22 protein-coding genes are annotated in these 20,286 nt (G+C 55.7%); 10 read left to right on the top strand and 12 right to left on the bottom strand.

Translation table 11 applies throughout. The features are described from left to right. Nucleotides 1–31: 31 nt before the first annotated feature. From ABJI08_RS03320 to ABJI08_RS03300, 5 genes are all read left to right on the top strand, one after another. Nucleotides 32–310 (top strand): DUF1153 domain-containing protein, encoded by a 279-nt coding sequence (locus tag ABJI08_RS03320; RefSeq protein WP_348400398.1) that lies wholly within the window; start codon nt 32–34, stop codon nt 308–310. Between the two features lie 97 nt (nt 311–407). Then, nucleotides 408–1,127: a response regulator transcription factor gene (locus ABJI08_RS03315; protein ID WP_348400397.1), complete on the top strand. Its 720-nt coding sequence runs from the start codon at nt 408–410 to the stop codon at nt 1,125–1,127. A 75-nt stretch (nt 1,128–1,202) separates the two neighbouring features. Then, nucleotides 1,203–3,452, top strand: coding sequence for an NAD-dependent DNA ligase LigA (gene ligA / locus ABJI08_RS03310; protein WP_348400396.1), 2,250 nt, complete (start codon nt 1,203–1,205; stop codon nt 3,450–3,452). Then, a complete protein-coding gene (gene recG, locus ABJI08_RS03305; protein ID WP_348400395.1) occupies nt 3,449–5,539 on the top strand; it encodes an ATP-dependent DNA helicase RecG in 2,091 nt (696 codons plus the stop codon). Before ligA ends, recG begins: the two co-directional genes overlap by 4 nt. A 109-nt stretch (nt 5,540–5,648) precedes the next feature. After that, the gene (locus tag ABJI08_RS03300; RefSeq protein ID WP_348400394.1) at nt 5,649–5,771 is read left to right on the top strand and encodes a hypothetical protein; all 123 of its coding nucleotides are present in this window, start codon (nt 5,649–5,651) and stop codon (nt 5,769–5,771) included. A 214-nt stretch (nt 5,772–5,985) separates the two neighbouring features. Here the strand turns inward: ABJI08_RS03300 and ABJI08_RS03295 are convergent, their stop codons facing one another. Next, nucleotides 5,986–6,438, bottom strand: coding sequence for an iron-sulfur cluster assembly scaffold protein (locus ABJI08_RS03295; protein WP_348400393.1), 453 nt, complete (start codon nt 6,436–6,438; stop codon nt 5,986–5,988). A gap of 66 nt (nt 6,439–6,504) precedes the next feature. Between ABJI08_RS03295 and hisI the strand changes: the two genes are divergently transcribed. After that, on the top strand, nt 6,505–6,864 hold the full coding sequence (gene hisI / locus ABJI08_RS03290) for a phosphoribosyl-AMP cyclohydrolase (protein WP_348400392.1): 360 nt from the start codon (nt 6,505–6,507) through the stop codon (nt 6,862–6,864). Nucleotides 6,865–6,919: 55 nt separating this feature from the next. Here hisI and gluQRS read toward each other — a convergent pair whose 3' ends face one another. From gluQRS to ABJI08_RS03270, 4 genes are all read right to left on the bottom strand, one after another. Next, nucleotides 6,920–7,762, bottom strand: coding sequence for a tRNA glutamyl-Q(34) synthetase GluQRS (gene gluQRS, locus ABJI08_RS03285; protein WP_348400391.1), 843 nt, complete (start codon nt 7,760–7,762; stop codon nt 6,920–6,922). Beyond that, nucleotides 7,759–8,370, bottom strand: coding sequence for a methyltransferase domain-containing protein (locus ABJI08_RS03280; protein ID WP_348400390.1), 612 nt, complete (start codon nt 8,368–8,370; stop codon nt 7,759–7,761). Before ABJI08_RS03280 ends, gluQRS begins: the two co-directional genes overlap by 4 nt. A 36-nt stretch (nt 8,371–8,406) precedes the next feature. Continuing rightward, on the bottom strand, nt 8,407–9,750 hold the full coding sequence (gene trmFO, locus ABJI08_RS03275) for a methylenetetrahydrofolate--tRNA-(uracil(54)-C(5))-methyltransferase (FADH(2)-oxidizing) TrmFO (protein ID WP_348400389.1): 1,344 nt from the start codon (nt 9,748–9,750) through the stop codon (nt 8,407–8,409). Between the two features lie 287 nt (nt 9,751–10,037). Next, a complete protein-coding gene (locus ABJI08_RS03270; protein WP_348400388.1) occupies nt 10,038–10,823 on the bottom strand; it encodes an enoyl-CoA hydratase in 786 nt (261 codons plus the stop codon). 56 nt (nt 10,824–10,879) lie between these two features. Between ABJI08_RS03270 and ABJI08_RS03265 the strand changes: the two genes are divergently transcribed. The 4 genes from ABJI08_RS03265 to rpsI all read left to right on the top strand — a co-directional run bounded on the left by ABJI08_RS03265 (nt 10,880) and on the right by rpsI (nt 13,517). After that, a complete protein-coding gene (locus ABJI08_RS03265; protein WP_348400387.1) occupies nt 10,880–11,305 on the top strand; it encodes a PaaI family thioesterase in 426 nt (141 codons plus the stop codon). A gap of 76 nt (nt 11,306–11,381) precedes the next feature. Continuing rightward, a complete protein-coding gene (locus tag ABJI08_RS03260; protein WP_348400386.1) occupies nt 11,382–12,380 on the top strand; it encodes an SLAC1 anion channel family protein in 999 nt (332 codons plus the stop codon). Nucleotides 12,381–12,569: 189 nt separating this feature from the next. Then, nucleotides 12,570–13,028 carry a 50S ribosomal protein L13 gene (gene rplM, locus ABJI08_RS03255; RefSeq protein WP_348400385.1) on the top strand — a complete coding sequence of 153 codons (459 nt, stop codon included), beginning with the start codon at nt 12,570–12,572 and terminating at the stop codon, nt 13,026–13,028. 3 nt (nt 13,029–13,031) lie between these two features. Further along, entirely contained in the window at nt 13,032–13,517 is a 486-nt protein-coding gene (gene rpsI, locus ABJI08_RS03250) for a 30S ribosomal protein S9 (RefSeq protein WP_348400384.1), read from the top strand. Nucleotides 13,518–13,582: 65 nt separating this feature from the next. On the opposite strand, the gene ABJI08_RS03245 is transcribed toward rpsI, so the two are convergent. From ABJI08_RS03245 to ABJI08_RS03215, 7 genes are all read right to left on the bottom strand, one after another. Continuing rightward, complete coding sequence (locus ABJI08_RS03245) at nt 13,583–14,845, bottom strand: alpha/beta hydrolase (protein ID WP_348400383.1); 1,263 nt, start codon at nt 14,843–14,845, stop codon at nt 13,583–13,585. Continuing rightward, a complete protein-coding gene (locus tag ABJI08_RS03240; RefSeq protein ID WP_348400382.1) occupies nt 14,842–15,462 on the bottom strand; it encodes a TetR/AcrR family transcriptional regulator in 621 nt (206 codons plus the stop codon). Before ABJI08_RS03240 ends, ABJI08_RS03245 begins: the two co-directional genes overlap by 4 nt. Next, nucleotides 15,455–16,324 (bottom strand): polyphosphate kinase 2, encoded by an 870-nt coding sequence (gene ppk2, locus ABJI08_RS03235; protein ID WP_348400381.1) that lies wholly within the window; start codon nt 16,322–16,324, stop codon nt 15,455–15,457. Before ppk2 ends, ABJI08_RS03240 begins: the two co-directional genes overlap by 8 nt. A 41-nt stretch (nt 16,325–16,365) precedes the next feature. Then, complete coding sequence (locus ABJI08_RS03230) at nt 16,366–17,319, bottom strand: alpha/beta hydrolase (RefSeq protein ID WP_348400380.1); 954 nt, start codon at nt 17,317–17,319, stop codon at nt 16,366–16,368. Further along, nucleotides 17,309–18,232 carry a homoserine O-succinyltransferase gene (gene metA / locus ABJI08_RS03225; RefSeq protein ID WP_348400379.1) on the bottom strand — a complete coding sequence of 308 codons (924 nt, stop codon included), beginning with the start codon at nt 18,230–18,232 and terminating at the stop codon, nt 17,309–17,311. The genes ABJI08_RS03230 and metA overlap by 11 nt, the downstream gene beginning before the upstream one ends. Before the next feature lie 36 nt (nt 18,233–18,268). Further along, nucleotides 18,269–19,138, bottom strand: coding sequence for an ATPase (locus ABJI08_RS03220; RefSeq protein WP_348400378.1), 870 nt, complete (start codon nt 19,136–19,138; stop codon nt 18,269–18,271). Between the two features lie 145 nt (nt 19,139–19,283). Further along, nucleotides 19,284–20,210 carry a DMT family transporter gene (locus ABJI08_RS03215; RefSeq protein WP_348400377.1) on the bottom strand — a complete coding sequence of 309 codons (927 nt, stop codon included), beginning with the start codon at nt 20,208–20,210 and terminating at the stop codon, nt 19,284–19,286. Nucleotides 20,211–20,286: the final 76 nt, after the last annotated feature.

Here is a 20,286-nt window from a genome sequence, read left to right as displayed (position 1 = left end):
GAGCATGGCGCCATAGACGAGGAAAAAGGCCATGTATCTTAAGAAAGTCGAAAGACCGCGCTGTGTGACTTTGTCGAATGGACAAGTCATGACGCAGGCGGATTTACCGCCCGAAAACACACGACGATGGGTCGCATCACGCAAAGCGGCCGTGGTGCGCGGCGTGGCGTATGGATTAATCAGCCAGGATGATGCGTTGCGCCGTTATGGGCTGAGCGAAGAGGAATTTAGTGAGTGGGTTTCGGCGGTCTCACAATACGGAATTGACGCACTTAAAGCGACAGCAATCCAAAAGTATCGACAACCATAGGTGGTAAGTGCTAAATTTTTCTCGAGTCAGTAACCCGGGGTTAACCTTTATTGTTCACGGTTAATTCCAACGATGCCCTGATACGAGGACTTTATTTATGCGTGTGCTTCTGGTCGAGGATGATCCAACCACCTCAAAAAGCATTGAGATGATGCTGACCCATGCGAACCTGAACGTTTATGCCACGGACCTGGGCGAAGAGGGTATCGATCTGGCGAAACTATATGACTACGATCTGGTGCTTCTGGATCTTGGGTTGCCGGACATGAACGGACATGAGGTTCTGCGGCAGCTGCGGATTGCCCGGGTGGATACACCTATTCTGATTCTGTCTGGTGCGGATGACACGGAAAGTAAGCTTAAGGGATTTGGATTTGGGGCGGATGACTATCTGACCAAGCCATTCCACCGCGATGAACTTGTGGCGCGTATTCACGCGATCATTCGCCGTTCCAAAGGGCATTCGCAGTCGATTATCAAGACCGGGCAGGTTGCTGTGAATCTGGACGCGAAGACGGTGGAAGTCAGCGGCACACCGGTGCATCTGACCGGCAAAGAATACCAGATGCTGGAGCTTTTGTCGCTGCGCAAGGGCACCACACTGACCAAGGAAATGTTCCTGAACCACTTTTATGGCGGCATGGATGAGCCTGAGTTGAAAATCATTGATGTATTTATTTGTAAGCTTCGCAAAAAACTGAGCGAAGCCACGGAAGGTGAAAACTACATTGAAACGGTGTGGGGACGGGGCTATGTGCTGCGCGATCCGCAGCCCACCAGCATCGGTGACGAAGAACAAATGGCTTTGCGCGCCTGAGCTGACACAAGAGAGTCTGGACGTTGTGGACAGGCATCCGTATCACTTAATCCAAGTGAAGCGGGAGAGCGCAGCGTGAGCGAAAACCTAGGTGTATCCGAACTAAGTGAAGAACAGGCGCGTGCCGAACTGGCGCGCCTTGCCGCTGAATTAGGGCGCGCCAACACAGCCTATCACACACAGGACGCGCCGGAAATTTCAGATGCAGCTTATGACAATCTGAAACGGCGAAATGCCGAAATCGAAGCCTTATTCCCGGGTTTGAAACGCGCCGACAGCCCGAGCGACTTGGTGGGGGCATCGGTCGCGGATGGGTTTGGCAAAATCACCCATGCGGTGCCAATGCTTAGCCTTGGGAATGCTTTTGATGACACAGATGTGCAGGATTTTTCGGATCGAATACGCAAATATCTGGGTTTGGGTAAAGAGGCGCTGGTGTTCAGTGCTGAACCAAAGATTGATGGGCTGAGCCTGTCGCTGCGCTATGAACAAGGCCAATTGATTCATGCGGCAACCCGGGGGGACGGCGCGACCGGCGAAAACGTCACGGACAATGCGCGCACCATTGGCGATATTCCACAAGTTCTCACGGGTGCGCCGGATGTATTAGAGGTGCGCGGCGAAGTTTACATGAGCCACGCGGATTTCGAGGCGTTAAACGAACGCCAGCAAGCAGAGGGAGGCAAGGTTTTTGCCAATCCTCGCAATGCCGCTGCTGGCAGTTTGCGTCAGCTTGACCCTTCGATCACGAAATCGCGTCCGCTTCGGTTTTTTGCCTATGCCTGGGGTGATTTGTCTGCGCCTTTGGCTGAAACGCAGATGGATGCCATTCGACGGTTGGCACAGCTTGGGTTCGTGACCAATCCGCTGACGCAGGAATGCGACGGACCAGAGAGCCTGATAGCGCATTATCGCAGTATCGAGGAACAACGCGCGACGCTGGGCTATGACATTGATGGCGTGGTTTACAAAGTGAACCGGCAGGACTGGCAAGGGCGGCTTGGATTTCGCGCCACCACACCCAGATGGGCAATTGCGCACAAATTCCCGGCAGAATTAGCATGGACCCGGCTGGAGGCGATCGACATTCAGGTTGGACGCACCGGTGCTTTAAGTCCTGTGGCGCGGCTGGCGCCGGTGACGGTGGGCGGTGTGGTTGTGTCCAACGCTACGCTGCACAACGAAGACTATATTCGCGGCCTGGACAGCCGGGGGGAGAAAATCCGCGACGGAAAAGACATTCGTATCGGGGACTGGGTGCAGGTCTACCGCGCCGGTGATGTGATCCCCAAAGTGGCGGATGTGGATCTGACCAAAAGACCTGATGGATCAGCGCCATATATATTCCCGGCGACGTGCCCGGAGTGTGGATCCGCAGCCGTTCGCGAAGAAGGTGATGCAATCCGACGCTGTACCGGCGGCATTATTTGTCCCGCGCAAGCCGTTGAAAAGTTGAAACATTTCGTCGCACGTAAGACCTTTGATATCGAGGGGCTTGGCGCAAAGCAGATTGAAATGTTTCATGACGACGCTGATTTGCCGATCCGTCAGCCCGCGGATATTTTCACGCTACGCGACCGGGATGCCAGCAATCTGAACCGGTTGAAAAACCGCCATGGATGGGGTGCACAAAGCGCGGATAACCTGTTTGCAGCGATTGAAGAAAAACGCACCATTGCGTTGGCCAAGCTGATTTTCGCGTTGGGCATTCGCCACGTTGGCGAAGTCGGTGCGCGTGATCTTGCGTTGCATTATCTGGATTGGACCGCGCTGACACAGGCGATTGATGCGGCGCGTCCGGCGGCTTTGGCGCATCGAACGGCGGATCAGGCGGAAGAGGCCGAGCGGATCAAGGCAAAGGCAGAGGCGCGCCGCGCGCGGGTTTCCGATTGCCGGGCGGCGGCCATTGCCGGGTTGGATGTGCCGGAAACGGCATCACAATGCTGGTCTGATCTGATTGGGATTGATGGTATTGGCGCCACCCTGGGCATGTCCTTGTCTGACGCGTTGGCCAATCCGGTGGAACGCGCCGCAATTGACGCGTTGATTGCACATCTGAATATTGTCCCTCCGGATGCCCCAGCGCAGGACAGCCCTGTCGCGGGCAAAACTGTGGTGTTTACCGGAACGTTGGAGAAATTGACCCGCGCCGAAGCCAAAGCGCGGGCAGAGGCGTTGGGTGCCAAGGTCAGTGGGTCGGTTTCGGGAAAAACGGATATTCTTGTGGCTGGTCCAGGGGCAGGGTCAAAAGCCAAAAAAGCGGCGGATTTGGGCGTGAAGACCATTGACGAAGACACGTGGTTGGCGTTGATCGAGGGCCTATGAGCGGGCGCCCCGAAAATCTGTTTCCCTTGTTCGGTGCTTTGACGGCGCTGGATGGGGTTGGGCCAAAGACGGCTCAGAACCTTGCGCAAATTGGTGTAGAAAAGCCGCGTGACCTGTTGTTTTCTCTCCCTTATTCCGGGATTGATCGGCGGAGACGTGAGACGGTTTTGGGGGCGGACCTGCCAAATACGCTGACTGTTGAGGTTGTGGTCGGCGACCACCGCGCGCCCCGGTCGCGTGGTGGTGCATATCGGATAAATGTCGAGGATGCTGAAACAAGTTTTCAGTTGGTTTTTTTCCACGCGCGCGGAAATTACCTTGAAAAAGTTCTGCCGGTTGGTGAACGCCGGGTTGTGTCTGGCAAAGTCGAGCATTTTGATGGCATCGCGCAGATGGTGCACCCGGATTACATCCTGAAGCCTGACGAAGCAGACGAGATCCCGGCATTTGAACCGGTTTATCCGCTGACCGCAGGTGTCACGCAAAAAACCATGGTCAAGGCGGCAGGATCCGCTTTGGAACGCGCGCCGGAATTGGTCGAATGGATTGATCCGGGGCAAAAGGACAAGGCAAAGTGGCCCTCGTGGCGCGATGCCGTTACTTCGGCGCACAGGCCTTTGTCTTTGGCAGAGATCGCGGCCACGACACCGGCGCGCGAACGTTTGGCTTATGACGAGTTTTTCGCGCATCAGGTCACATTGGCTTTGGCGCGGTCACGATTGCAGCGCGCCAAGGGGATCATGTCGCAAGCCAACGGAACATTGCAGGCCAAGGTGCGGGCCGCGTTGCCATACACGCCGACGGGTGCGCAGGAGCGGGCGATTGAGGCGATCGCAGCGGACATGGCGCGACCCGTGCGCATGAACCGGCTGTTACAGGGCGATGTGGGCGCTGGTAAAACGCTGGTGGCGTTTATGGCGCTGTTGGTCGCGGTCGAGGCGAACGGGCAGGGCGTGATGATGGCGCCGACAGAGATTTTGGCACGTCAGCATTTTGCCGGCTTGCAGCCATTGGCGGAAAGCGCCGGTGTGGTGCTGGAAATCCTGACAGGGCGCGACAAAGGGTCAGAGCGTCAGGCCAAGCTGGACGCGCTCGCGCGCGGAGATATTCACATTCTGGTGGGTACACATGCGGTGTTTCAACCGGATGTGCATTTTGGCGATTTGCGGTTGGCGATTGTGGACGAACAGCATCGGTTTGGAGTTCGTCAGCGGTTGGAGCTGGGCAAAAAAGGCGAGGGGGCGGATGTTTTGGTGATGACAGCCACGCCGATCCCAAGATCGCTGGCGCTGGCGCAATATGGCGACATGGATGTGTCAGTTCTGGATGAAAAACCCCCGGGGCGGCAGCCGATTACGACAGCTTTGGTATCGACGGGTCGTATGGATGAAGTTGTAGAACATCTGCGCAAAGCGGTGGCCGAGGGCAAACAGTGTTATTGGGTCTGCCCGCTGGTTGAGGAAAGCGAAAACGTTGATCTGACGGCGGCTGAGGAGCGGTTCAAACACCTGCGTGCGGCCTTGGGGGAAGGCGTCGTGGGATTGGTTCATGGTCAGATGCCACCGGCGGAAAAAGACGTAGGCATGGCAGCGTTTCAGCAGGCCAAAACGCAGGTGTTGGTGGCGACCACGGTGATTGAGGTGGGGGTGGATGTGCCCAACGCCACGATTATGGTGATTGAGCGGGCGGAAACGTTTGGATTGGCCCAGTTGCATCAGCTGCGGGGCCGTGTCGGGCGCGGATCACAGGCGTCGACCTGTTTGTTGATGTATCAGGCGCCGCTGAGCGAAACCGGTGAAAAACGTCTAAAGGTTTTGCGAGAAAGCGAAGACGGGTTTGTTATTGCGCAAACTGATCTGGAGATGCGTGGGGCGGGTGATCTGATTGGCACGGCGCAATCCGGTGTTCCGAGATTCCGGGTAGCAGATATGGAAGCACAGGCGGCGTTGATGGCGGTGGCCCAAAGCGATGCGCGTAAATTGCTGCATGATGACCCGGAACTGACATCGCCCAGAGGACAGGCAACGCGCAGTCTTTTGTGGTTGATGGAACAAGATCAGGCGATCCGTTTGATTTCAGTCGGTTAGCCGTATTATTCACTAAATGTTCTCAAATGTTCACATAAAGTTCTTTACAGGACATTAAGAATATGAGAACAAAGAAGCAACAAAAACGAGTGAGAGCAGGAGTAACCCCATGATGCGCCAAATCAAATCCGTGATCCGCAATTCCCGCGAGACGTTGATTCAAGATGCGTTGGGCGGGGTCTGTGTTGTTGCCATGATGGTGGTGGCCTTGCACGTACCCGGTTTTGTCTGAATTTTTGCCTGCGGCCTTTACGCCGGTCCATCCTTCGCATCCCTGTCCCCATTTTGATGCGGTTTGACTGACACTGCCTGTCTCTTGTCCCGAAGGGTTTCTGCCTCATACCCCTTCCCGGATGGCATCGGGTCCCACGTAAAGACGCACCAAACTGCCGCCGCCTTCCAATTGGAAGTGCGGCGGTTTTTTTATGTTAGCAGATGGGGTGGGATCAGGCGCAGTTGGCCTGATCTGCCTGTTCAATCGCCTCGCAGGTGGCATCGAGTGCCAGCAGGATCGAGGCGTGACGGTTTTTGTAATCGCGGGCCGGGCGCAGAACTTCGAGCCCGTCAAAGGGTGCAGCTGGCGTGGGGCCGTCCTGTTTCAACATCACCTTAAGCGCATCACGGGCGGTTTCGACTTCGGTGCGGGTGCGACCAATCATATTAGCGCCCACCACCGATGCGGCGGCTTGCCCCAACGCACACGCTTTGACGTCCTGGCCAAACTGCGTGATGCACCCGTCCTGAACAACAAGGTCGACGGTGACTGTAGAGCCGCATAAAGGCGCGCGTTTTTTGACGCTGGCATCCGGTGATGTCAGACGATCTGTGTGCGGGATCGATGCCGCCAATTGCAGAATCTGGCCGGAATAAAGCTTGATCAGGTCGTTTTCGCCGGACATCGTGGTTTCCTTTGCTGCGTCTTTCCTAGATAGAGAGCAAAACGGCGGATGCAAAGGGGCCAAGTTATGGGTTTTGATCCGAAATCACTGACATTTACCGACGCCGGACTAATTCCGGCCATAGCACAGGACGCCGAAACCGGCGACGTGCTGATGATGGCGTGGATGAATGCCGAGGCAGTGAAGCGGACGCTGGACACCGGGCGGGTAACTTATTGGAGTCGGTCGCGGCAGGCGTTTTGGGTCAAGGGCGAAAGCTCGGGACATGTGCAGGAGCTGGTGGATTTCCGGCTGGATTGTGATCGCGACTGTTTGCTGGTCACGGTGCGTCAGACCGGTCCGGCGTGTCACACAAACCGGCGCAGTTGTTTCTATACGGCCGTTCGGGACGGTGAAGAAGTTGAACTGATGCAGCCGATGAGCTGAACCTTACGCATTGTGATGCCTGCAGCACGAGTGTTTAGGGAACAATGACAGCGGTTTAGAGTCCGACCATCTGGCGGATGTCGGTTGGTGTGGCGCCTTCTGCGCGATACCTGGCGATAGCACGGGCATCGTCGCGTTTTGCCAGACGTTTGCCTGCGTCATCGCGGATCAGCTTGTGGTGGTGATAGGCTGGCGTCGGCAGGTTCAGAAGCTTTTGCAAAACCACGTGAATGCGGGTGGCGTCAAACAAATCGGCGCCCCGGATCACATCGGTGACGCCGGTGGCAGCGTCGTCCAGAACCACGGAGAGATGGTAAGACGCTGCCATTTGGCGGCGGGACAGGATGACGTCGCCTACAGTGGCCAACATATCTTGTGTTTCCAAGTTGTGAACACCGACGCGGTCCGGTTCGGTGTCGGTGAAATGCGCGGGAAGTGCCAGAGCGCAGGCTTTGCTTATGTTCAGGCGTGTGCAGGTCTGGGGCGTGGGTGCCAGCGCCAAGGAACGGCAAGTGCCGGGGTAGATACGGCCATCCGGGCCAAACTCTGGCACGCCTTCCTGAGGGGCATTTGCGGCGGCCTCGATGTCTCGTCGGGAACAAGTGCATTCAAAAGTAAGACCCGCGGCGCGCAATTGTTGTGTTGCCTTAGCGTATTCGTGAAAATGGTCTGACTGACGGCGCACTGGACCGTCCCATGTGATGCCGAGCCAGGCGAGATCGTCGTAAATCTGATCTTCCCAATGTGGACGGGCGCGGGATTGGTCAAGGTCATCGATCCGCAACAGGAATTTGCCGTCTTCTTCGCGTGCTGAATCATGTGCAAGAAGTGCTGAATAGGCGTGACCCAAGTGCAGAGGTCCGGTTGGCGATGGTGCAAATCTTGTCGTGAAATTCACAGTTTTTCAATCACATACGCGGTTGATTGCATGTTGCGTGCAGGCAAATGAGGGCCGTATTCGCGAAACAACAGGCGCGCGGCGCCTAGGTCGAGATATTCATCGAGGCGGGCTTCGTACGCGGGATCTTCAAGCGCGTGATCGTTGAACGAAAGTGTCATGAAACCGCCACGGTCGAGCAGTTTGAACAGCGTGTCAAAAGTGTCGAGCGGGGCAGCCCCCGGACCGATGACACCAATCGCCGCGATTGCCGGATACCGCCCGGGTTCGACCGGCAAATCGGCATCGGGATCGACTTTGAGCAATTGGCGATAAATGCCCTTGGAGCGAGCTTGAGCCAGCATCTCTGCAGACAGATCAATACCGTCCAGCGTGGTGAAGCCTTGGGTGCGCAAAGCCAGACCGGACAGGCCTGTTCCACAGCCAAAATCAAGGATGGGCGCAGCGCGATCAGTTAGGAATTTGGCAAGGGCTTTGGCGCACCGCCCCGGCGTGACATAGCCGTTTTCAGAGACCTCAGCCTCGTAAGAGGCGGCCCAATCATCATAAAATGCACCCACACCGTCGCCAATGTGATCGTAAACTTTATCCAGAAATTTGCGTGTCATAGGGGCAGTAAAGCCAAACCGGGCGTCTTCGTCCAGTCAGGATTGTGCGTCCAACCATGATTGCCAGTCCGTTTTGGCGCGGTCTGTATAGGCCTTGTAGCGATCTTTGCGGCCTCGGCGACCACCCTTGAGACCTTCAACAGGCTGGAACAGGCCAAAATTGACATTCATGGGCTGAAAGGTTTTGGCCTCGGCGCCGCCGGTGATGTGGTGCACAAGTGCGCCCATGGCGGTGTTTAGTGGCGTTTCCGGCAACGGCCTTCCCAGAATTTCAGCCGCCGCCATACGGCCTGCCAAAAGCCCCATCGCTGCGCTTTCAACATAACCTTCGACGCCAGTGACCTGTCCGGCGAAACGGATATTAGGACGCGATTTCAGGCGCATCTGTTCGTCCAGCAAAGTAGGGGAATTCAGGAACGTATTGCGGTGAATACCCCCCAGCCGGGCAAAGGACGCGTTTTCCAGACCGGGGATCATGCGAAACACATCGGTTTGCGCTCCGTATTTCATTTTTGTCTGAAATCCCACAATGTTAAATAGCGTTCCTAATGCATTGTCGCGACGCAATTGGACGACGGCGTAGGCTTTTTCGTCGGGCTTGTGCATGTTGGTCAGGCCAACCGGTTTCATTGGACCAAAACGAAGGGTTTCGCGTCCACGTTCAGCCATGACCTCGATTGGCAGGCAGCCGTCAAAATAGCCTGCGGTTTCACCTTCGTGAAATTCGGTTTTGTCAGCAACCAGCAATGCGTCGATAAACGCCTCGTATTGGTCGCGGGTCATTGGGCAGTTGAGATAGGCTTTCTGTTCCGCCTCGGTTTCACCCTTGTCGTAGCGCGATTGCATCCACGCCACATCCATGTCGATCGAGTCGGCATAGACAATTGGGGCAATGGCATCAAAAAAGGCGAGACGTTCGGCGCCGGTTTCAGCCTGAATGGCGGCCCCAAGACCTGCAGAAGTGAGCGGGCCGGTTGCGAAGATCCAGTGACCTTCGCCGGGGAGTTCCGTGATTTCGCCGGGTTCGACCCGCACATTGGGCAGCGCGTGCAGCGCGGCAGTCACGCTTTCGGAGAACGGATCGCGGTCAACGGCCAGCGCGCCACCGGCGGGCAGGCGGTGTTTGTCAGCGGTCGCCATGATCAGCCCGTTGGCCGCGCGCATTTCCCAATGCAGCAAGCCCACGGCATTTTGTTCATCATCGTCAGAGCGGAACGAGTTGGAACACACCATTTCGGCCAGATTGCCGGTACGGTGCGCAAAGGTTTCGATCTTGGGACGCATTTCGTGGATCACCACGTTCACACCCATTTGTGCGGCCTGCCATGCGGCCTCGGACCCGGCCATGCCGCCGCCGACGATATGCAATTCTTGTGTCATAGTGGGCGACATAGGGCAGGACGAGTGTTTTGAAAAGGGGGCGTGTCGCTTCGGGTCGCCGCGGTCATGTGGCGTGGCCAGAGAGAGGTGACCCAGGAGGGACCTTGTGCCATCGGCGACCCGAAGAATGCGTATAGAACGCGTTCGCTCTGATTTGCTTATGGCACGAGACTGCAGAGCCACCTACAGAGAAATTGGAAAAACAGGTGTCTCAATATGGAAACAATTTAAGCAAAATACTGCGCATTCAGAAAGAGGGGATGCACCGGGATTTTCCGTTGGGAAGGTTACTGAGACCAGTCCGGGTCGCGTTTTTCCAGAAATGCGCTGATGCCTTCCTGGGTATCACGGTGCATCATGTTTTCGACCATCACGTCGCCTGTATAGGTATAGGCCTGATCCAAGGGCATCTGAAGCTGCGTATAAAACGCCTGTTTTCCGATTTTGACGGCCACACTTAGCTTTTCCGCAACCCTTTCGGCCAGGTCCTGAGTGGTTGATGCAAGGTCCTGGGCGGGAACGGACGTGTTGATCAGGCCCAGATCCTGGGCGCGGGCGGTGTCGATGAACTGACCTGTGGTCAACATTTCAAACGCTTGCTTGTGCGGGATGTTGCGGGTCAGGGCAACCATCGGGGTCGAGCAGAACAGCCCGATATTGACCCCGTTGACACCAAACCGCGTGCCATGGGCCGCAACCGCCATGTCACATGTGGCGACAAGCTGGCATCCGGCGGCTGTGGCGATGCCGTGTACCTGTGCGATCACCGGTTGGGGGAGTTTCTGAATGGTCTGCATCATGGTGGCGCAGCGATCAAACAGGTCCTTGAAATAGGCTTTGCCGCCGTCTGGGGATTGACGGCCTGCGGTCATCTGTTTGAGGTCATGCCCGGCGCAAAATGCCTTTCCTGCGCCATTGATGATGATGGCGCGCACAGATGTGTCCTGAGCCAGAGCATCAAGCTGAGATTGCAGAGCGGCCAGCATTTCGTCAGACAACGCGTTCAAACGTTCGGGCGCGTTCATCGTAAGAGTGACGATTGCGTTATTATCTTGACGTTGCAGGATTTCCATCTTGCTCTCCCTTGGGTTTGGAGCGAGCTTAGCGCTGCGGAGCCGGGAGGAAAAGTATGCAGGCTGTTATGAGCCCTGAGGACATGACCAATTTTCTTGTGGAAGTGTTCCCGCAGGTTCGGGACGATTATGTCATCGAGAAGATGGATGGCGTCAATACGGTTGTGCGGCTGAAAGTGGCTGAGCGCCATCTGCGTCCGGGCGGCACGGTTTCGGGGCCCGCGATGTTTGCGTTGGCGGATGTCACGGCTTATATCGCGACGATGGCATGTATCGGTGCGGAGGCGTTGACAGTGACAACCAATTGCTCAATTGACTTTATGCGAAAACCGGCTGCCGGGCAGGACCTGCTTGCCCAGGCGCGGATGCTCAAGCTGGGGCGCACATTGTCTGTCACGGATATTCTGATCTTTTCTGAAGGCAGTTCAGAACCTGTGGCGCGCGCCAATATGACATACGCAATCCCGCCCAAGCGTGGGTGATCTGGGTGACAAAGGTCACCCGCAATACAAGACTGTGAAACCGCGATTGCTGCCGGTTTCATCTGGGGAAGTAAGAATGATTGAAGTTGATAGAGACACCGAAGATGCCACGTCACAGTCGGCAATGTCCCGGTTGATGTATTTTCCGGTGCCGATGTTTGCGTGCATTATGGGACTGATGGGGTTTTCTCTGGCTTTGCGCAGCGCCCATGTTGTTCTGGATACAGGGTACGCGCTGTCCCAGGGTGTCTTGTGGTTTGGCATTGCTGCCTTTGTCATCATCGCCAGCCTCTATTTGGTTAAACTGATCCGATATCCCGAGGCAGTCATGGCCGAGTGGCGCCATCCGGGGCGGATGGCGTTCTTTCCGGCAATTTCGATTGGTTTATTGCTGATTGGGGCAGCGATATTACCCCACTCAGAGAGCGTTGCGCGCATTGTTTGGCTTGTCGGCGTTGTGTTGCAGGGATTTTTGACGCTGGCCGTGATTTCCGGGTGGATTAGTCAACGTAGCTTTGAGGTGGGTCAGCTGACACCTGCTTGGTTCATTCCGGCAGTTGGAAATGTCGTGGCCCCGGTTGCCGGTGTACAGCTGGGATATATCGAACTGTCATGGTTGTTTTTCTCGACCGGGATCGTGTTTTGGGGCGTGCTTTTGACGCTGGTCTTCAACCGGTTAATTTTTCATGACCCCATTCCGGCCAAACTGTTGCCAACGCTGGTTGTTCTGGTTGCGCCGCCCATGGTTGGGTTTTCTGCCTATGTAACGCTGACGGGTGAGCTGGACAGCTTTGCCCGTATCCTGCTGAATTCGGGTTATGTTTTTGCCGCGCTGGTCGCGGTGCAGGCGCCGAAATTCGTGCGGCTTCCTTTTGCGTTGTCCTGGTGGGCGCTAAGCTTTCCTGTGGCGGCCTTGTCCATCGCGTCTTTTCGATTTGCCGTCATGGCCGGATCGTTTGCACATGTTGTGATTGGTACAGCCGTGCTGATCCTGTTGATCATCATCATGGCGTCGCTGGTGTGGCGCACGATTTTGGCCATTATGCGCGATGAAATCTGCGTTCCCGAAATGTAGGGACCAATTAGGTTGCAAAAACATGGGGTATTTTAATACCTATTTTGTAACTTGCTGTTTTTGCTTGTGTAAATAAGATTTTCTGCGCTTGACGTGACAAGTGACTGCTTTATAACCCGCCCATCGAATGACTGTTGAGGCCGGATTGCCGGTTTTTGACAACCCGCCACCAAAATTGGAAGACACAACATGAAAACCTTCTCTGCTACTCCGGCAGACATCGACAAGAAATGGATCATCATCGACGCCGAAGGCGTGGTGTTGGGCCGTTTGGCGTCGATCGTTGCCATGCGCTTGCGCGGCAAGCACAAGGCCTCTTTTACGCCGCACATGGACATGGGTGACAATGTCATCGTGATCAATGCGGACAAAATCCAGCTGACTGGCAAGAAGCGTCAGGAAAACTTCTATTGGCACACCGGACATCCGGGTGGGATCAAATCCCGTACCAAGCAGCAGATTCTGGAAGGCAATCACCCCGAACGCGTGGTGACCAAAGCCGTTCAGCGCATGCTGCCGGGCAACCGTCTGTCGCGTCAGGTTATGACCAACCTGCGTGTCTATGCCGGTGCCGAACATCCACATGAGGCTCAGCAGCCTGAAGTGCTGGATGTTAAGTCCATGAACAAAAAGAACACCCGGAGCTAATCAATGGCTGATCAAATCAACTCGCTTGAAGAGCTGAACGCCGTTGCCGGTGCAGAAGCTATTGTCGAAATCGCAGCCCCGCGCGAACCTGTTCGTGACGAATTTGGCCGCTCATATGCCACTGGCAAGCGTAAAGACGCTGTTGCCCGCGTGTGGATCAAACCCGGTTCGGGCAAGGTTACCGTGAATGGCAAAGATCAGGACACCTACTTTGCGCGTCCAGTTCTGCAGCTGATCCTTCGTCAGCCGTTTCAGGTTGCTGGCGTTGAAGGTGAATTCGACGTTGTTGCCACCGTCAAAGGTGGTGGTCTGACTGGTCAGGCCGGAGCCGTTAAGCATGGTATTTCTAAAGCTCTGCAGCTTTATGAACCCTCCTTGCGTGGCGCTCTGAAAGCCGCTGGCTTCCTGACCCGCGACAGCCGCGTTGTGGAACGTAAGAAATACGGTAAGCGCAAAGCGCGTCGTTCGTTCCAGTTCTCCAAGCGTTAAGCTTATTGGACAAGATATTGGAAAGGCCGCCCTGGTTTGGGCGGCCTTTTTCGTTCCTGCATGGGCTATCTATTAAGCTGTTGTAACCGCACCGGATAATCTTCGGGGAAGGTCCACACCGCCGAATTTTCGCGCCGCACCAGCCCACGGTTCTGCGGTGTCTGTGCGTCGATCAAAGTCAGGAAAATATCGCTGCTGGCCCACGGGGAAGAGCGGAAATACCAATGACCATTGCCGATCCCGGCGCCTTCGGCATCAGTGACGTCAATCAAAGACAGTTTGTCTATTTCGGCAAGTCTGCGTTCATAAGGCGCGGTGCGTTCATCGGTCTCCCAAATCTGGCCCAGACGGTGTTTGCCGAACACAATCTTGGACATGGCCAATGCAGAATCGTCGCCCGACATATAGATCGACATGTGATCCAGGCTGTTAAGCAATCCATCGGCCACAGCTTCGGTAAAGTAGGTTCGGTCAAGGTCACTTCCTATCAGAATGACCTGTCCCAACCGGACACGGTCATGCCCTGCCTTTCGTTGCAGCGCGATCTGATACACGGTTTCAAAAGCCAGCCGAGACCCTGCGCTGTAGCCGATCAGGTGAATGCGGCGCACATTTGTTTCGTCGGACAGAAACTCGATCAACGCGCGCAGGTTGCGGCGCGTTGCATCAGCCGTTTCAAGGTCCTTGAAATAGGCCAGCCGACTTGGCGTGGCAGGCCAGTTGTAGCTGATGAAAGCCCCACGATAGCCCAGATAGTGCTGGAGTTCTCTGGAAACCAGAGTGGGGTATTCGAAATCGACGTTATAGCCATGGATATAGATAAAAGCATCGCGGCTGCCTGAGCGGGCCAGTTGTGTGTTAATGTCATTGCGGAAAGTGCGTTTGGTATCGGCCAACGTTTGTGGCGCGGGCTGATCGATCAGCGGGTTGGGCGCGTTGTTGGGCAGTGGCCCGATCTCTTGTACCCCGGTCACCCTAAGTTTACGTTTTTTGCCCGTTTGCGAGCGGGTCGTAAGATCGCGCAATTCGGTTTCGTCCGCCGCGGGGGGCGTCATCCTGACGGTGGCTGTGCCAACCTTGAGCGTGACGCCTCGTCGGTTCGCATAAAAATCGCTGGCGTCATCCGGCGTCGCCGTGGCGCGGTCTGTGGCGTAAAACAATTTGGTCTGAGTTTCGATGTCGCGTGCTGTTCGATCACCAAACGGATCCAGAACGCCGCTGGAATAGACCGTTGGCGCCGGCATGATGTTGATTTCGTTATACTGTTTCTCACCGCATGCTGTGAGCGCCATTGTCAGGATCAGAGGCAGTAAGGTGATGTTTTTCATGAATCGGGCTTAATCAGTCCAAGGCCGCGCAAATAGACGCCGATGCCCGATTCCAAGAGATCCTCGGGGGGGAACGGTGACTGGGTGCCGGGCGAATTGCGGGCAAAAAGTTCAACAACGCCGTGGCTCATGGCCCAGATATGGGCCGAAAACATGCTGGCGGGGGGGCGTTTGTCTGGTGGAATGTGCTGGCTAAGCTCTGAGGCGGCGTGCTCCATCACGCCACGTGCACGGCCTGCGACCTCGGCCAGTTCCGGGGTGCGGTTGATCGAAATGCCACTTTCGAACATGGCGATGTAATGCCCGGGATAGCGGCGCGCAAAGGCCAGATAGGCCCGCCCGGTCGCCTCAAATGACGCCAGCGCCGAAGGTTGCCCCTTGTCAAAAGCGTACTGCATCAGATCGGCAAATATCTCGTAGCCCTGACGCGCAGCTTCGGCAATAAGATCTTCACGCCCTTCAAAGTGCCGGTAGACGGCGGCGGGGGTCACGCCGGCCTGCTTGGCGGCTTCGGACAGGGTAAAGCCGGTCGGACCTTTGGTTTCGATCAGCATGAGAGCTGCCTCAACTAGGGCCTGACGCAAATTGCCGTGGTGATAACCGCGCTTTTTAGGCATTCCAGATGTCGGGGCCTCCGCAGATATTCGTATCAATCTGACCAATGGCCTTGTCGTCTTTGCGGTCATAGTCGATCGCGTGCAGAACCGTGCGGATGGCATTCAGCCGGGCGCGGCGTTTGTCATCCGAGCGCACAATCGTCCACGGCGTGTGGTCACTATGGCTGCGGGTCAGGGTTTCCGAAATGGCCGCCGTATAGTCATCCCAGCGTTTCAGACCTTCGACATCAATCCAGCTGAGCTTCCATTGCTTTAGCGGATCGTTCTCGCGTGACAGGAAACGGCGCAGTTGTTCAGCGCGGCCCACATTCATCCAAAACTTAAAAAGGTGAATGCCGTCATTTGCCAATGTCTGTTCCAACGGGGACACCTGGCGGAAGAACCGTTCACGTTGCTCGTCTTCACAAAAGCCAAACACCTTTTCAACGACGCCGCGATTATACCAGGACCGGTCATAGAAAACGATTTCGCCACCAGAGGGCAGATGATCAATGTAGCGTTGGAAATACCATTGGGTCTGTTCAGCGTCTGTTGGTTTGGAAAGCGCAACAACGCGGGCACCGCGAGGGTTAAGGTTTTCCCGGAACCTTTTAATTGTGCCGCCTTTTCCGGCGGCATCTCGCCCTTCAAACACAATCGCGATGCGCGCTTTCGTGTCCTTGGCCCATCGCTGCATCTTGACCAGCTCAATCTGGAGTGATCGTAGCTCAGACTCGTATGCCTTGCGGTTCAATCTGTCTGAATGCGGATAGGACTGGTCAAGAATTTCGTTTTTTTCGGCGCGCGTAATCCCGTCGCGCACGGCCTTCGGGGCGTCGGCCTTGTAATATTCGCTGATGGCACCGTCGAATGGCAACTGCATGAAACCTCTCCGTTTTCTAACACTATGACGGGCGCGTGCGCCTAGTGCAATCCGGCACGCACCGCAGCACGATCAATCGCGGCGAGAACCTGAGGTTGGGCCGTATGTTGTGGCATGTGTCCGATGCCGGGCAATACGGTCAATACAGATCCCGGAACCGTTTGTGAGAGCGGGCGGGCGTGGATTTCAAGTCCAACGGTTGTGTCAGCATCGCCGTGCAAGATTTCGGTGGGAACTGTGATTTCAGGGTAATGGGGTTGTAAACTTTTGATTTCATTCAAAAGGTTATGACGTTGTACAGCATTCGCACGCAACGATGAACGGCGTAGCGTCAGGCCCGCGCCGACATAATCGATATACCCAGCAGGAGCGGATTGAGGATTGAAAATGGCCGCAATTTCCCGAGACACGCGCGCATCATCGACATAGGCTGTCAGAAATGGAATGACGGCCGGGCCGAGAATGGGATGGGACGTAACGCGATAGAAATTGCTGAGCGGTGTGGTCCATGGTTGCGACACACCAGCCAGTACAATCAGGGCGGCGATATTGTCAGGCTCGTGCACCGCCCAGGCCAACGCAACCGCACCGCCATAAGATTGACCCAACACAATAGGACGGGTTGCCCCCAGTTGTCGCGCAGCCTTGGACAGCAAGGATGCCTGTTGCTGAATGGTGGCGCCCGTTGAGTTAATCCGGGGCGTGTATCCCAGCCCGGGTCGATCAAAAATAATCACCCGGTATCGGTCAGAAAGCTGTCCGGCCAGAGAATGGGTAAAATCGCGGGTGTTTCCGGACGAGCCGTGAATGAGAACCAGATCAGGCCCGCTTCCCAAGACAACCGCGTGTACCGGATGCCCGTCGACGCTCAGAACTTCGCCTTCGGGTGGATAGGATTGTTGGGCGTTGTGTTCCTGCTGGCGTGCCCTGTGAAACGTCCATGCGACGCCCAGGGCCACCACAAAGGCGATGAATATCAATGTCTTAGAGGCCAATTTGCGTCATGTCGTAAGATGTTGTCTCATAGACTTCGGTGATCCAGTTTCCATAAAGCAAATGCGCATGGCTGCGCCAGCGGTTCTGTGGAGGTTGGCTGGGATCGTCGTCGGGATAATAATTTGACGGCACGTTGATAGGTGTATTGCTGGCAATATCCCGGTCATATTCCTGTTTTAACGTGTCGCTGTCATATTCAAAGTGATTGAAAATATAGAGCGCACGGTGTGCTTTGTCTTCGACCAGACAGGGGCCAACTTCATCGCCAGCGATCAGCGTTTTGAGCGACGGTGCCGCGTCGATTTCGTCTTGTTTCATTTCCGTCCAGCGGCTGACCGGGATCAGAAGGTCATCGGAAAACCCGCGCAGATAGTGCGAGGTTGGCGATAGATTTTGATGGCGAAAACAGCCAAAGGCTTTGTGATCCAGAAGATGTTTTTTGACCCCATGGAAATAGTTAATCATGGCCATACCGCCCCAGCAGACGCCAAAAGTGGAGTGCACATGGGTCTGGGTCCAGTCAAAGACCTCGGTCAGTTCCTGCCAATAGGTCACGTCTTCAAACGGCATATGTTCAATAGGCGCGCCGGTGATGATCAGACCATCAAATTTCTCGCCCGAATCTTTGACCTCGGAAAACGGGCGATAAAATTCCGCCATATGTTCGGCGGCGGTGTTGCGCGTTTTGTGTTCGCTCATGCGGATCAGGGAAAGTTCGATCTGAAGTGAGGTAGCTCCAATCAGACGTGCGAATTGGTTTTCGGTCTGGATCTTTTTGGGCATCAGATTGAGCAAGCCAATGCGCAAAGGGCGAATATCCTGACGAGCTGCCTGATCCTCGGACATGACCATCACGCCTTCGCGCGAGAGCACGTCATAGGCGGGGAGGTCCGAAGGGATTTTGATAGGCATGTCAGGGTCTTCCTTGGTTCTTGCTAGACAGGTTAACTAGGCGTTTGCGTTATGACGCTCAAGGGCGTTGGCGATCAGATCACTGAAATCTGATGCAGAGTGGACTTGCGCGATCTCTTCTGCGGTGACGGTGACGCCCCATTTGGCCATAGCTTCATAACGCGGTTGTCGATGGGCCAGCGCCTGAGCGTAAGTCCAGCGTACAAAGGCATCCGGATCAACTGCGTCCTCGCTCAGAGAATGCTCAGCAAGGTAGGTGTTCCAACGATCAATCAGGAAATCGGGTTGGTAATACATTGGCTTGGGCGCACGATCAAAACGGCGTATCAATTCTTCTGTGTGAGCCTCTGACCCTTTGATCCAGACCAATAGCGTGTTCTTGGAAAGCTCATTTAAAACAGTGTCTTGCGGGTCTCTCGGATCAACAACTTCGCAGATAGAGCCGCCTGTGTCGCAGACGAAATTATCATATTGGTAGAGGTCGTGGCCTCGCGCGACAAAGTGTGCCGTATCCAGCAAGGCTGCGGTCTCGGCCACGCGGTGCTGTTCCTGTCGGCGCATGTATTCGTTGAACGGAACGCCGCCCTGGGATGGGTTGCCTGGTTTGCCGAGATAGGTGGAGAGGGGGGCGAGATTGTTGAAGGTGATGTTGGAGCCGATATAGATCGAGTCCGACAGCAGCAATTCGCGCAGAAATGGTACTTTCATCGCCTCGCGTTTGGCATTGTCGGCAATGTGTTCCCCCATGTAGCGGGTGCCAATACGGTAATCGATAGAATAGTGAAACCAGTCGCCACTGTCGCGCAACATATTGGAAACATGGGTTTTCCCCTGTCCCGACATGCCAAATAGAAGCACTTTTTTCTGCGACGCGTTGCGCCAGTCCTGGGCGGTGGGATAGATCATCTTTCCGTGCCTTTCGATCTGCCCAGTGGTGGTAGCGGGCCAGACCGAAGGGGTCAAACGCAAATGCGTACCATGCGGCTGAAGGCGCCCGGGCCGTGTCGGCAGCGCGTCGGTATTGCGTCGGTATCGCGCAGGTGCAAGACCGTCAGATCCGGTTGGCGCGGCGAAACCTTTGGGGCAGGGCGCGCCCGTCGATCACGACCAGTCCCAACGCCAGCAGTAAGAAGCCAGAGAGCGCCTGAGGCGTCAGACTTTCGCCAAGGAAAGCTGTGCCCAACAGAATGGCGACCGGTGGGATCAGAAGTGTGACCAGCATCAGGTTGCCGCTGCCGGCGGTGGCGAGCAGACGGTAATACAGCAAATACGCCCCGGCCGTTGCCACAAGCGCGGCAAAAAGGATGGCACCCCACGTTGAGGTGGTCAGGGAAAATGACATCGGCCCTTCGATAAGCCATGCTGCGGGCACCGTGATCAGGCTTGATGCAGTCAACATTCCGGCAGCGGCAGTGACAGGTGGCAAACCTTTGAGGGCGCGCCGTGCCCATGCGCCCGCCAGGGCATAGGACAATGTCGCCCCCAATGCGGCCAACTGGGCAAGGTTGCGGGGATCCAAATTGAGCAGATTGTTAAACCCGATCGCGGTTACAACGCCCAGAAAGCCGATAGCCACACCAAGAGATTTGCGCCATGTCAGGCGTTCGTCAGCAAACAAAAGTCCTGCGACCAAGACTCCAAAAATGGCTGTGGTGGCATTGAATATCGAGGTTAAACCCGTTTCGATATAAAGCTGCGCCCAGTTAAGCAGGCTGAACGGGATGACGTTGTTGAGCAAACCCATCACGAGAAAAGCGCCCCAAATCTGCAGGGATCGCGGCACAGATTGGCGTAAAACCATCGCAACCGCCCAAAGCGCCAACGCGGCCCATATTGTACGGTGCGCGACAAGTGTGAGAACGCCGATTTCGTTCAGCGCGAGGCGATTGGCCAGAAACACGCCACCCCAAATCAAAGCCAGCAGGCCCAATTCGATCCATGCGCGTGGTGAGAGTGTTTTTTGTGCTGCGTCAGTCATGTCACAGACCTAGCAATCCACTTTGAATTGCGCACTCCGGTTCATGCGCAATCGTCAAATAAATGACCCCGCCACA

Source organism: Shimia sp. (genome assembly GCF_039969785.1).
Classification (GTDB): domain Bacteria; phylum Pseudomonadota; class Alphaproteobacteria; order Rhodobacterales; family Rhodobacteraceae; genus Shimia.
Note: the sequence above shows the minus strand (reverse complement) of the source record. Positions and strands in the feature narration are given on the sequence as shown.